The 12,310-nt window shown below is 43.2% G+C and carries 12 protein-coding genes (1 of these 12 cut by a window edge); 6 read left to right on the forward strand and 6 right to left on the reverse strand.

Annotated elements, in window-relative coordinates; genetic code table 11:
• Positions 1–6 precede the first annotated feature (6 nt).
• Complete coding sequence (gene dksA, locus ABXT42_RS01440) at positions 7–438, reverse strand: RNA polymerase-binding protein DksA (protein ID WP_443628610.1); 432 nt, start codon at positions 436–438, stop codon at positions 7–9.
• Between the two features lie 279 nt (positions 439–717).
• On the opposite strand from dksA, the gene sfsA reads away from it, so the two are divergent.
• Positions 718–1,455: a DNA/RNA nuclease SfsA gene (sfsA, locus tag ABXT42_RS01445; RefSeq protein WP_443628611.1), complete on the forward strand. Its 738-nt coding sequence runs from the start codon at positions 718–720 to the stop codon at positions 1,453–1,455.
• 4 nt (positions 1,456–1,459) lie between these two features.
• Here sfsA and ABXT42_RS01450 read toward each other — a convergent pair whose 3' ends face one another.
• Entirely contained in the window at positions 1,460–1,813 is a 354-nt protein-coding gene (locus ABXT42_RS01450; protein WP_443628612.1) for a Rieske (2Fe-2S) protein, read from the reverse strand.
• A 59-nt stretch (positions 1,814–1,872) separates the two neighbouring features.
• Here ABXT42_RS01450 and mrcB point away from each other — a divergent pair, with 59 nt between their 5' ends.
• Both mrcB and ABXT42_RS01460 read left to right on the forward strand, forming a co-directional pair.
• Positions 1,873–4,134 (forward strand): penicillin-binding protein 1B, encoded by a 2,262-nt coding sequence (gene mrcB, locus ABXT42_RS01455; protein WP_443628613.1) that lies wholly within the window; start codon positions 1,873–1,875, stop codon positions 4,132–4,134.
• Positions 4,135–4,140: 6 nt separating this feature from the next.
• Positions 4,141–4,821, forward strand: a complete 681-nt coding sequence (locus tag ABXT42_RS01460) for a hypothetical protein (RefSeq protein ID WP_443628614.1) — start codon at positions 4,141–4,143, stop codon at positions 4,819–4,821.
• Here the strand turns inward: ABXT42_RS01460 and ABXT42_RS01465 are convergent.
• The 3 genes from ABXT42_RS01465 to ABXT42_RS01475 all read right to left on the reverse strand — a co-directional run bounded on the left by ABXT42_RS01465 (position 4,800) and on the right by ABXT42_RS01475 (position 8,471).
• Positions 4,800–5,273 (reverse strand): hypothetical protein, encoded by a 474-nt coding sequence (locus ABXT42_RS01465; RefSeq protein ID WP_443628615.1) that lies wholly within the window; start codon positions 5,271–5,273, stop codon positions 4,800–4,802. The genes ABXT42_RS01460 and ABXT42_RS01465 overlap by 22 nt on opposite strands.
• Positions 5,274–5,378: 105 nt before the next feature.
• Positions 5,379–6,674, reverse strand: a complete 1,296-nt coding sequence (hemL, locus tag ABXT42_RS01470) for a glutamate-1-semialdehyde 2,1-aminomutase (RefSeq protein WP_443628616.1) — start codon at positions 6,672–6,674, stop codon at positions 5,379–5,381.
• A 57-nt stretch (positions 6,675–6,731) separates the two neighbouring features.
• Positions 6,732–8,471, reverse strand: coding sequence for a chloride channel protein (locus ABXT42_RS01475; protein ID WP_443628617.1), 1,740 nt, complete (start codon positions 8,469–8,471; stop codon positions 6,732–6,734).
• A 178-nt stretch (positions 8,472–8,649) separates the two neighbouring features.
• Between ABXT42_RS01475 and argC the strand changes: the two genes are divergently transcribed.
• Together argC and erpA are read left to right on the forward strand one after the other, a co-directional pair.
• Complete coding sequence (argC, locus tag ABXT42_RS01480; protein ID WP_443628618.1) at positions 8,650–9,690, forward strand: N-acetyl-gamma-glutamyl-phosphate reductase; 1,041 nt, start codon at positions 8,650–8,652, stop codon at positions 9,688–9,690.
• A 155-nt stretch (positions 9,691–9,845) separates the two neighbouring features.
• Entirely contained in the window at positions 9,846–10,214 is a 369-nt protein-coding gene (gene erpA, locus ABXT42_RS01485) for an iron-sulfur cluster insertion protein ErpA (RefSeq protein WP_443628619.1), read from the forward strand.
• Positions 10,215–10,237: 23 nt separating this feature from the next.
• Here the strand turns inward: erpA and ABXT42_RS01490 are convergent, their stop codons facing one another.
• A complete protein-coding gene (locus ABXT42_RS01490; RefSeq protein ID WP_443628620.1) occupies positions 10,238–11,464 on the reverse strand; it encodes an OapA family protein in 1,227 nt (408 codons plus the stop codon).
• Positions 11,465–11,764: 300 nt separating this feature from the next.
• Here ABXT42_RS01490 and tyrS point away from each other — a divergent pair, with 300 nt between their 5' ends.
• Positions 11,765–12,310, forward strand: the beginning of a protein-coding gene (gene tyrS, locus ABXT42_RS01495; RefSeq protein ID WP_443628621.1) for a tyrosine--tRNA ligase. 738 nt of this gene lie beyond the right edge of the window; 546 of the gene's 1,284 nt are visible here — the first part of the coding sequence; it begins with the start codon at positions 11,765–11,767; its stop codon lies beyond the right edge, outside the window.

Here is a 12,310-nt window from a genome sequence, read left to right on the forward strand (position 1 = left end):
AGAAGCCTACTTGCCTAGCTGCTTCTCTTTAATTTCTGCAAGGGTTTTACAGTCAATACACAAGGTCGCAGTGGGGCGTGCTTCTAATCTACGGATGCCAATCTCAACACCACAGGTGTCACAAAAGCCATAGTCGCCTTGTTCAATAAGCTCTAAAGTGTCATTGATCTTATTGGTTAACTTGCGTTCACGATCACGTGCTCTAAGCTCAAGAGAAAATTCTTCTTCTTGGCTGGCGCGATCATTAGGGTCAGCAAAATTAGCAGCGTCTTCTTTAAGATGATTAACGGTGCGATCTACTTCTTCCATTAAATCTTGTTTCCAGGCATGCAAGATCACTTTAAAGTGTTCTTCCTGTGCCTTATTCATGTACTCTTCACCCTTTTTTACCTTATAAGGGGTAAAGTGTTTTAGTAGTGATGCATTTGAGTTTGACATAACTTGATTCATTTTTTGAGGAAGGTAACATTTAGTAGTCTAACTAAAATGCTTTTCCAATTTCAGTTGATAAATTATCGGCGACAAAATAGCAGAATAAAGATGCGAAATCTAGTCAAAATAGTCCAAACACGTCTTTATTTCTCCTAATTATACACAACAAATCTGTAGGGTTAGTTTTTTTTATTTAAAATTCATAAACTTAATGCTTTTTTAACTAATTTGAAAAATGATACGTAACCCCTTTTGCATAATCATTATAAACATTGGATATACCAAATGCACTTTTTATTGCCACTACAAGAGGCTACTTTACAAAGACGTTACAAAAGGTTTTTAGCTGACGTAGAAAGCCATGACGATACTTCATTAACCTTACATTGTCCTAATACAGGTTCAATGAAAAACTGTGCTGAACCTAATAGTCGAGTGTGGTTTTGGGATTCAACCAATGAAAAACGTAAATATCCCTGCACATGGGAGCTGGTGGAGGTGGAACAGCGCTTTTTAGCATGTATTAATACACAAAGAGCCAATGGCTTGGTCGTAGAGGCAATAAATAACGGTATTGTAAGTCAATTACAAGGCTACGGTGAACTGAAAACTGAGGTAAGATATGGTCTAGAAAATAGTCGCATAGATATTTTTTTAAGCCAGCACGAAAGTTTGCCTGATTGTTATGTAGAAGTGAAAAACGTTACTTTAATGGCATCAAACGGGCAAGGCCTGTTTCCTGATGCAGTCACACTGCGTGGGAGTAAGCATTTACGAGAGCTTGTGCATATGGTGAGTGAGGGACGCAGAGCTGTGCTGCTGTATTGTGTGGCTCATACTGGAATAACTAAAGTATCCCCCGCATGGGATGTAGATCCAGTTTATGCGCAAACCTTAGTATGGGCTATTGAACAGGGTGTGGAAGTAATGGCTTATGGAGCGAGCATTAGCCTAACGCACATAACGTTGGAGCGGGTTGTGCCTGTCACTATAGGCTCATCAGTTGCGCAAAATAAGGCTTAGATAGTTAGAAGTTTCGCGCTTGAGAAATGGTGCAATAAATTTTCTCATCTCGCTCTTCTACATATAGGCTAACAAGAGACTGATTATTACAAGGGCCACTAATACAAAGGCCATTCTCAATAGTAAATAATGCACCATGGGTTGCGCACTGAATGAACTGTTTATCTTCGTCTAAAAACTGGTCAGGTAAAAATTCCAGTGGGACTTGACGATGAGGGCAACTATTTAGGTAAGCTAATACGCGCCCTTGGTGCCTTAAAACAAACAGGTCAATGTCATCGATGATAAACCCTTTACTTTGGCCTTCACAAAGCTTGTGACTGCTCATAAGTAACGTGGGTTTTAAAGTAGCGGGCATAAATATGGTCGATATAAGGAATAAGTATATGCATAGCATAACAGAATTGAGTTCAGGCATTGAGTAAGAACCGAGCCACAAGTAAATCCAAGCCAAACGCACCTGAAAAATGGTTTTCATGGGTGTGGTTGTTCAAACTTGCTACTGTGTTACTAGTATTGGGTGTGGTGACTCTGATATATCTTGATGCTCAAATTAGGCATCGCTTTGAAGGTCATCGCTGGTCGTTACCTGCAAAAGTTTATGCGCGTCCATTAGAGCTTTATAAGGGCCAACAGCTTGCAGTAGGTCAACTCGACTATGAATTGACACAGTTAGGCTATCGCTTTGTACAAAGTGCAACAGATACAGGACAAGTGCAAAAAACAAACCAAGGTATGATTATTCATAGTCGAGGTTTTCGGTTTACTGATGGTGCTGAGCAAGGGCATTTGGTAGAAGTAATATTGCAAAAAAACAAAGTCACCCAATTGCGTCAAATATCTGGTGCGGCCATAGCTTCTTTGAGACTAGAGCCACAACTTGTAGGCGGCATTTACCCATCTCACAATGAAGACCGTGAACTCATACAGCTGAATGACTTGCCCAATGGATTCATTGAGACCTTGTTAATGGTCGAAGACCGTGATTATTACTCCCACTATGGCGTATCTCCTTGGGGAATCGCACGAGCTATGTGGGCTAACATCAAGGCGGCAGCTGTAGTGCAAGGTGGCAGCACATTAACGCAGCAACTGGTGAAGAATTTTTACCTCACAGACCAACAAACCTTATGGCGTAAGCTCATTGAAGCGCCGATGGCCCTATTATTAAATGTTCATTACTCTAAAGAAGAGGTGCTAGAAGTTTACCTTAATGAAGTCTTTCTCGGACAAGCTGGTAAGCGGGCAATCCATGGATTTGGTCTTGCTAGTCGGTTTTATTTCGGACAGCCTTTAAATGAGATTAAGTTGCATCAGGTTGCGCTATTAGTCGGATTAGTAAAAGGTCCGTCATATTATAATCCCCATAGGCATCCCCAAAGAGCAACTAAAAGGCGTAATCTAGTCTTGTCAGTTCTTGCCCAACAAGGTGTGATCTCAGACGTCCAAAAAACACAGTATCAAGCATTGCCATTAGACCTTTCAAAGGCTAAGCAGGTTAGCCGTTACCCAGCTTACATGGATGTAGTAAGGCGGCAGTTGCAACAACACTACCCAGCGTCTGCTTTATCCAATCAAGGCTTACGCATTTTCACCAGCTTAGATCCATGGGTGCAGCATCAAGCCCACATAGCCATGGTAGAGCAAATAGATGCACTTAATCAACGACATGGTAAGATATCAACACTAGAGGGAGCTATAGTAGTGAGCCATAGAGGTAGTGGTGAACTATTAGCCTTGGTGGGCGACCATGATGGAGGTTACGCAGGCCATAACTGGGCGTTAGATACTAGTCGTCAAGTAGGCTCGTTATTGAAGCCTGTAATACATCTAGCAGCTTTAGAGTCAGGGCAATATAATTTAGCTACACTTATCAATGATGAGTCTATTGCGTTGCCACAACCTGATGGGTCTGTATGGCAACCACAAAATTATGATCGTAGGTCACACGGCAAGGTGCCTATGTATGAAGCACTTACAAAATCCTACAACCAAGCTAATGTGCGCTTAGGATTGCAGGTGGGCTTAGAAAAGGTATTACAGCAGTTGAGCGAAATGGGTATAGAACAATCTATCCCGGCCTATCCCTCTGTTTTATTGGGCGCTGTTGAAATATCTCCGATGCAAGTCAATCAGATTTATCAAACTATTGCAGGAAATGGATTCTATAGTCCATTAAGTATAGTGCGGCAAGTGACTAAGGCCAATGGTCAGTTGCTGAGTATTTTCCCCCTTATAGTGCGCCAAGCCGCTAGCAATGATGCGGTGTATTTGTTACAGCATGAAATGCGTCTGGTTGCCAATGAAGGAACAGCTAGAGGTGTGTATCGCTTTTTACCTAAGCAGCAAAAAGTGGCTGCCAAAACGGGTACAACAAACGATCAAAGGGACAGTTGGTTTGCAGGTTTTAGTGGTCAGCATGTGGCGACTGTGTGGTTAGGAAGGGAAGACTTAAACCCAACGCCACTAACAGGAGCAAGTGGTGCCCTTAATGTATGGGGTCAGCTGATGCAACATTTGTCCTATACCCCCTATGAAGATATAAAGCCTGAAACAGTGGGCTACTATTATGTTAATCGGGCAACCGGTGTAGTTATTCCTAATGGTTGTCCAGATGGTATTGATTTGCCTATGGTTAATGCAACAGCACCTCCTATTAATACAAATTGTGGATATTAGTCAGTAATGAACAGCATGAAGATCACACTTTTCAAATACATGTCACTTTGCTTATCAGTTGTCTTTTTGGGAGCTTGCGCGGGTCCAGGTTATGGCCCTATCGTTGAAGACCTAAGTGTTCAGGCTAGGGCTTCTCAGCGCATCCCCTTAGCCACTAATAATGTGCTTGGTAATGAAACTAATCCAAGTGCCACTGATAGACAACCGCGCAAGCCTGTAGAGTTACAAAAGCCAAAACCTTACGTGGTTCCTAAAGCGAAAGTAACGATTACACCACAGTCTAGTCCGAGTAAAGTGGTTGCAGCGCCCACTGAAAAGGATATAGAAGTGGTAATAAAGCAAGAAGAGGGTTTGCCTCCATCAGATCAAGCTGTGGTGGAACAATTGTTGTCCAACGCTGATTCATTAAAAGGCCAAGGTAAGATGGCTGAGGCAGTTATTCAGCTGCAAAGGGCCCAACGAATAGCGCCAAGAGAGCCTAAGGTTTATGCACGGTTATCAGCTTTGCAGTTATCTTTGGGTGAGGCAGCTCGTGCCGAGCAACTGGCACTTAAAGGCCTAACTTTAGTGCCTAACAAAAAGCGGTATCAGTATTATTTCTGGAAGTTAATTGCTGCAAGTCGCAGTCATTTAGGAAATAGCAAAGGTGAGGCTGAAGCTATTATTCAAGCTGACAAATACAAATAGCCGCCAAGTACCAATAAACCTAAACCATGCCATACTAATGCGAAAGCAGTATTAAATGACCATAGGCTAGCAGCCATCAACATTAAGCAAACACCCAGTAGCGCCGTGCTTTTTTTAAGACTCTGATTGTTTTTTAATGCATGTTTTACTATTTTAAAGAGGACAAAAAGTAGAGTTATTATGCAGGCAATAAAGATGAACTTAGCGTAGTTATTTCCTACATCTGCACGGCGCATTACTTCAAACATGGCTGCTAATGCCAGGAAAATACGACCCCAGGTGGCTTTTTGCCAACGCCAGCTAAAACTCAGGTCTAACAATGTCAAAGCCAGCATAGGTAAACCGACAAATACGCTTAGATTGTAACCAAGAATAGCTACTTCAAAGCTGACCATTGAAACAGCAAAAGGCGCGTTAACGATGGACGCATAAGCACCCAGCCAAAGGCTCAAAGCAGCTGTGCTATATGAGCCTTGTATGTCTTTGAGGCGCCATAACTTGAGGCCCCAAATGACAAGCAAAACTGCGAGTATCAGATAAACAAAGTTCAGCACGGGTTAAAGCTTAGCAAAAGCACGCTCGGCGGCATTGAGAGTGTGTGCCAATTCTTTGTCACCGTGGGCAGAAGATACAAACCCTGCTTCAAAGGCAGAGGGTGCTAAATACACTCCTTCAGCTAGCATTAAGTGAAAAAAGCGACTGAATTTTTCTGCATCGCAAGCCATCGTTTCTGCAAAGCAGGTTACTTGTAGTTGGTCGGTGAAAAATATACCAAACATGCCGCCTGCTTGGTTGGTTAAGAAAGGCACGTTTGCTGCTATAGCTCGCTCTTTTAGGCCTGCTAGAAGTTTACTCGTGAAGTCGGTTAACTGTTCATAAAACCCAGGCTGGCTAACTTCATCTAGCATCACAAGGCCAGCGCTCATGGCCACAGGGTTGCCTGATAGCGTACCCGCCTGATATACAGGGCCTAAAGGTGCAAGGGAATGCATTATTTCACTGCGACCACCAAAAGCTGCTACAGGCATACCGCCACCGATCACTTTACCTAAAGTGGTTAAGTCTGGTGCTATATTGTATTTGCCTTGAGCACATTGAGGACCTACTCGAAAACCGGTCATTACTTCATCAAAGATCAGTATTGCGCCACTGGCATCACACACCTCCCTTAAGCACTCTAAAAATCCTTCCTGAGGAGGGATGCAGTTCATATTGCCAGCCACGGGTTCAACAATAATACAGGCTACTTGGTGGCCAATTTCAGCAAAAGTTTTTCTAACACACTCATTGTCGTTGTAGTTTAGGGTGATGGTGTGTTCAGCGATGCTGTCAGGCACACCTGGAGAGCTGGGCACTCCAAGTGTAAGGGCGCCAGAGCCTGCCTTAACTAAAAGTGAGTCTGAGTGGCCATGGTAACAACCTTCAAATTTAACTATTTTGTCACGGCCGGTGTGACCTCGGGCTAATCTAATTGCGCTCATAGTGGCTTCTGTGCCTGAGCTCACCATACGGACCATGTCCATATGGGGCAGCATGCTACATAGCTTGTCCGCCATGGCAGTTTCTACTCGTGTAGGAGCGCCAAATCCTAGGCCGTTTTCAATGCTTTTTGAGACTGCAGCCAGAACTTTGGGATGAGCATGCCCTAGAATCATGGGGCCCCAAGAACAAATATAGTCTACATATTGCTGATCGTCTTCATCAGTGAGCCAAGCGCCAATGCCATGTTTGATAAATAGTGGATGGCCGCCAACGCCTTTGAATGCTCTAACAGGGGAGTTAACCCCTCCAGGAATGTGTTTTTGGGCGGCTTCAAATAGTTTGGCAGAGATCGGTGTTGAATTGGAAGGCATAGGCCACTCTAAATTAGAAAATTGAGTGGCTATTATCGCCTGAAATGTCCCTGTCTGCTAATCCTTTTGTGCGTATTGTAATATTTCTTCTTCAAGTAAAACGCCCATAATGCTTCCATCAATATCAGTAATGAGAAGTTGTGTGTAACTACACTCTTTACAAAGGTCCCAAGCCTCCTTTAGCGTCGATTTAGATGAACAAAAACCAAAGGTTTTGGTTGGGTAACCTGCGGACTCAATTAAGCTTGTGGTTAAGGCTTTGTCTACCAAAACCTGGCGCATATGTAAGACGTAGTCAACTTTGTCATGGTTTTGGCTGCTAATAAGTAGCCAATTGCAGCCTTGTTTGATGGCTGACTGATAACCAGTTATATCATTGTCATTATGATGGCTTATATCATCATGCATTAAACTGGTGACGCCTTGATGGTTCAATGCTTGAGAGATTGGGTTGGCTCGATAATTTAAGCCCTGCTTGCGTAATAGTTCTACAAATACAGAATCTTGTTTGAACACATAGCTGCAGCTAATGTTAGCAATAACAATAGTTGCCATACCGGGTAATATTATATTTGGGTTGTGAGTAAGTTCCATTAGCGCAATTAAGGCGGCTAAGGGCGCTTGAAGAACGGCACTCATCATTGCTCCCATACCGAGCATGGCATAAAAACCAGCGCTTGATGTGGGGCCATCTATAACATAGCTGCTTATATGTCCCAAAGCCGCGCCTGCACATGCTCCCATTAAAAGAGTGGGGCCTATAACTCCTATTGGCATTCCTAAACCCACGCTAATGGCGGTGGCGAATAATTTTGCTAATGCCAATGCAATTAATAAACCTAGTGCATATTGCCCTTCGATAGCCATCAAAATGCTGTCAGATCCCATGCCCATTACTTGAGGTACGAAATAGGCTAAGGCTCCAGTAAAGGTGCCTGCCATCAACATTCTAATAAGCACAGGTTGGGCTGAAAAGCTTTGCATGCTGGTGAGGGTTTTTGTAAATAATGCAGCCATTGCGCCAAGTATCACTCCATAAACTAAAATCAGTGGCATTTCATGTGTGCTTACCATGCTGATTTCAGGTGTCATAAACGCCATCTGCGCACCATACAAAGTATTATGTAACAAAGTGGCAGTGACAGAGGCAATAATGACTGGAGTGAAACCAATAATGCTGTATTCAAGCATCACCACTTCCATAGCAAAAATAACACCTGCCATAGGAGTATTAAACGATGCTGCTATAGCTCCTGCGGTGCCGCATCCAACCATAAGGCGAAGGCTGTTATTAGGCAGATGGAAAATACGACCTATTTGTGAGCCTGCCCCCGCGCCCAGATGGACTGCTGGCCCCTCTGTGCCGCCAGATTGACCAGTTAAGATGCCTAGGGCACCACCAATAAATTGTGCAAAGGCATTTTTGAACGGCATTTTACCTTGGTGGTAAGCCATGCGATCCATTACGTGCGTTACTCCTGCTTTTTGATTTTCCGGAGTAAAAAACATGAGCCAAAGGCCAATCAACCCCCCTCCAATAACGGGAAGCAAAAAATACCAAATAGGATTCAAACTTTCAAAGCTTTCGGCAGTGCCCCCAGGGAGCCAGTGCATCAGCGGTATTTCAAACAAGCTGCGAAAGGCAATGATTACTAATGCGGCGGCTATGCCAGTGATAAGTCCAAGTAAGCTGTTTTGAAGCAGAGCATCATTATGTGCCAGGCGACGTCGAAAATGGCCCACTCCAAAGGGAGCTTGCTTGAATCGAGATTTTAAAGTGTGTTTTTTATTGTCCATAATAACTACTCGGGAAAATCATATTACATTACAAATGCGAGTTTTATCGTATTAAGTTTACCTTATATAGCTGGTTCTGGCTAATGAGCCTATCGTTATTATTGGAACACAGCCCTTTTGCTTTTAAGCTTTGTCTATTATTATGGCTTTAGTTGAGTCTTTAGAAAAGGAAGTTAGTGTGAAAAAAGTTGCTATTGTTGGTGGTACTGGATACACAGGCGTTGAATTACTTCGTCTTTTAGCCCGTCACCCTGAGGTTGAGGTGTGCGCCATCACGTCTCGTTCGGAGGCGGGTAAGGCTGTTTCAGAAATCTATCCTAGTTTACGTGGAGAATATGATTTGGCTTTCACTCAGCCTACAACGCAAGCTTTAGCCCAGGCAGACTTGGTATTCTTTGCTACTCCAAATGGTGTGGCGATGAAACAGGCGCCTGACTTACTTGCACTTGGCTGTAAAGTCATTGATTTGGCAGCTGACTTTCGTATTCGAAATGTGAGTGTCTGGTCAAGCTGGTACGGCATGGAACATGCTTGCCCAGAGCTTTTGGATAGTGCCGTTTATGGTTTGCCTGAGGTGAATAAGACCAGTATTAAAGACGCTAACTTGGTTGCTAATCCTGGATGTTACCCAACGGCTGTGCAACTTGGATTGTTGCCCTTGATTGAGCAGGGGTTAATTGATACTCAGAACCTTATTGCAGATTGTAAATCAGGTGTTAGTGGTGCTGGGCGTGGGGAGGCGGTAGGGAGTTTGTTGTGCGAAGCTGGGGATAGTTTTAAAGCCTATGGTGTAGCTGGGCATAGGCACTTGCCTGAAATAAAAGAACGCCTTTCAGTAGCTAACAATAGTGCTGTTGGCATGACCTTTGTTCCCCATTTAGTGCCTATGATTCGGGGTATTCATGCCACTATTTATGCACGCTTAAAAGATAGTGAATATTCACTTCAAGCCATTCAGGAATTATTTGAGGAGCGTTATAAGGATCACCCTTTTGTAGATATTATGCCCTTAGGTAGCCATCCAGAAACTCGCAGTGTCAGGGGTTCAAACATCTGTCGAATAGCATTGCATCAACCCCAAGGTGAAGATACTTTAGTGATCTTGTCTGCGATCGACAACCTAGTGAAGGGCGCTGCTGGTCAAGCCATTCACAATATGAACTTGATGTTGGGATTGGAGGAGAGTACGGGCCTAAGCATAGTGCCTCTAGCGCCTTAGTTTAAGGCTAATTGGCTTAAACTAAGGGTGTAATTAACGCTTAATTTGTATCAAGCTAATGTAGCGAATGAGGTGCAGATAGCCTGCGCCAATACTTGACTAAATTACTAGGTTAAGCGCATAATTCCTACCCAGAAAATGTAACGAGATTGGCAATGCCACACACACAAGAACAAGATTACTTTGATGCCTCAGAGCCTGCGATGGGTTTTACTGATTCAGCGGCAAAAAAAGTGACTCATCTAATGGAAGATGAAGATAACCAAGATTTGCGATTGCGTGTGTATGTTACAGGCGGGGGTTGCTCAGGTTTTTCTTACGGCTTTACTTTCGATGATAAGGTGGCAGAAGATGACACTCAAATTGAAAACGGCCAGGTCACTATGGTAGTTGACTCAATGTCAATTCAATACCTGATGGGCGCTACAGTGGATTACAAAGAAAGCCTACAAGGCTCACAGTTTTCTGTCAGTAATCCCAATGCAACAACAACTTGTGGTTGTGGATCAAGCTTCTCTATCTAAATATTCCCAATCGGGTTGATGTGTTAAATAGATGCTAAAGGTGAGCCTAATTGGTAGGCCTCTAGTAGTTCAATGATGGTCTTTGCAACTGGCTTGAATTCTTCCATCTGTTCTTTGTTGAGTGGCTCTGCGTTAGGAAGCTTCACTTTAAGCGGGTTTTTATGTACGCCATTGGTGCGGAACTCATAATGTAAGTGAGGGCCTGTTGCCAAGCCAGAAGAGCCAATATACCCAATGACCTGACCTTGTTTTACACGGCTACCTTTTTTTACTTTACTATTATATTTAGACATATGCGCATATAAAGTAGTGTAAATGCCGGCGTGTTGTATAATTATGGTACGGCCATACCCACCTTTGGTGCCTCGCCAAGTTACCTTGCCATCACCAGATGCTTTAATAGGTGTGCCGGTAGCAGCAGCATAGTCAACGCCTCGGTGAGGGCGGACTGTTTTAAGTACGGGGTGCTTACGATTAGGATTGTATTTTGAGCTGATACGAAAGAAATCTACTGGGCTGCGTAAAAATGCCTTACGCATGCTGTACCCCTGGGGTGAGTAGTAATTCCCATCGCTGTGGCGTATTGCGTTAAATATTTTACCCCTGTTAATAAATTGAGCGGCGAGTATGTCGCCCTCACCAATTAACGCATCATCTAGGTATTTTTCTTCATAGATAAGTGCAAATTGATCATTTCCACGAATATCTAAAGCAAAGTCTATGTCCCACCCGAATATTGTTGCCAGTTGCATTAGTTTCTTTTGACTCAAACCTGCATTTTGTCCATCTACAAATAGTGAGCTTTTGATAATGCCTTGTACAAAACGAGGCTCGATGTCGGGCTTTCGAGTAATAGTTTCAACGGTGTAGTTGGTCCCATCTTTGCGCTGGACAATGGTTTGCAGTAAAGGGGTTTTAATTAGGCGAACTTTATCTAACTGCTCATTTTTTATTAAAAAATCTAAAGTATCACCTGGAAATAGAGGGCTTAATGCTTTAGTTTTTTTTGTGGCTTGAGATACCTGGTATACGTCTTGAGCAGATAATCCAACACGCTGGAATAACGTGCTAAGGCTATCACCTGATTTAACGGTAACAGAGGTCCACTTTTCAGGATGAATTATGGGCAGCGGCTGAAGGGTTGCTTGGGTGTTTTCAATGAGTAATTTTGGGGTTAAATCCAATGTTTTTGTGGTGGCGTCTGGTGGGTTTTTTGGTTGTGAGGCTGGCCACAGTGTGATTGTTAGCATTACCAAAGTCAGAAGCACCAAGATGCGAATGTATAGCTTTGGAAAATGTTGCAGTAATTTTGGAAAGGTTATCATAAGGTGTAGATGTAATAGATTTGGCAATAGAAACTGTCTAAGTGCTGCATCATAACATGCCTAACTCTTAAGAATAGACTATTGAGTACCAAATAAGCATACATGGCTTGGGCTATGCGCTTTTCTATTGACCCTGATTCAAGCTAGAATACACGGCTTTCCAGTCTGCATTTATTGACTGATTCAAGTACTTTAAACCAATGCCTTACTAAGTGACTTAATACTATGACTGCCACAGACACTAACTTACTCGCCGATTTACAAATGCGTGGACTGGTTAATCAAATGACCGCACCTGAAGAGCTGATAGAGCACCTAAAGGAGTCGCGGGTGCTTTATTGTGGGTTTGATCCAACAGCTGATAGCTTGCATATAGGTAGTTTAGTGCCCTTGTTGGTGCTTAGGCGTTTTCAGCAAGCAGGTCATAAGCCATTGGCGCTGGTGGGCGGTGCTACAGGAATGATTGGCGATCCTAGTTTCAAATCCCAAGAGCGCAAGCTCAATACAGTAGATGTTATTAATCATTGGGTCACCCGCCTCAAGGCTCAAGTCTCATCTTTTATAGATTTTAACGCTCAGGACAATAGTGCACAGGTAGTGAACAACTATGATTGGACCAAAGACGTGGATGTATTAACGTTTTTGCGAGATGTAGGGAAGCACTTTTCTGTCAGTTCTATGATTCAAAAAGAATCAGTGAAGCAGCGCTTGGAGCGTGATGGAGAAGGGATTTCTTTTACAGAATTCGCCTATATGATTTTACAATCTTTT

The sequence above is a fragment of the Candidatus Njordibacter sp. Uisw_002 genome (assembly GCF_047730155.1).
In the GTDB taxonomy this organism is placed as follows: Bacteria; Pseudomonadota; Gammaproteobacteria; order Pseudomonadales; family Balneatricaceae; genus Njordibacter.

Coding starts and splice junctions, on each gene's coding strand:
- ABXT42_RS01460 (WP_443628614.1), top strand. CDS start 4,141: ATGAACAGCATGAAGATCACACTTTTCAAATACATGTCACTTTGCTTA.
- ABXT42_RS01490 (WP_443628620.1), bottom strand. CDS start 11,464: ATGCTAACAATCACACTGTGGCCAGCCTCACAACCAAAAAACCCACCA.
- hemL (WP_443628616.1), bottom strand. CDS start 6,674: ATGCCTTCCAATTCAACACCGATCTCTGCCAAACTATTTGAAGCCGCC.
- sfsA (WP_443628611.1), top strand. CDS start 718: ATGCACTTTTTATTGCCACTACAAGAGGCTACTTTACAAAGACGTTAC.
- ABXT42_RS01475 (WP_443628617.1), bottom strand. CDS start 8,471: ATGGACAATAAAAAACACACTTTAAAATCTCGATTCAAGCAAGCTCCC.
- erpA (WP_443628619.1), top strand. CDS start 9,846: ATGCCACACACACAAGAACAAGATTACTTTGATGCCTCAGAGCCTGCG.
- ABXT42_RS01450 (WP_443628612.1), bottom strand. CDS start 1,813: ATGCCCGCTACTTTAAAACCCACGTTACTTATGAGCAGTCACAAGCTT.
- dksA (WP_443628610.1), bottom strand. CDS start 438: ATGTCAAACTCAAATGCATCACTACTAAAACACTTTACCCCTTATAAG.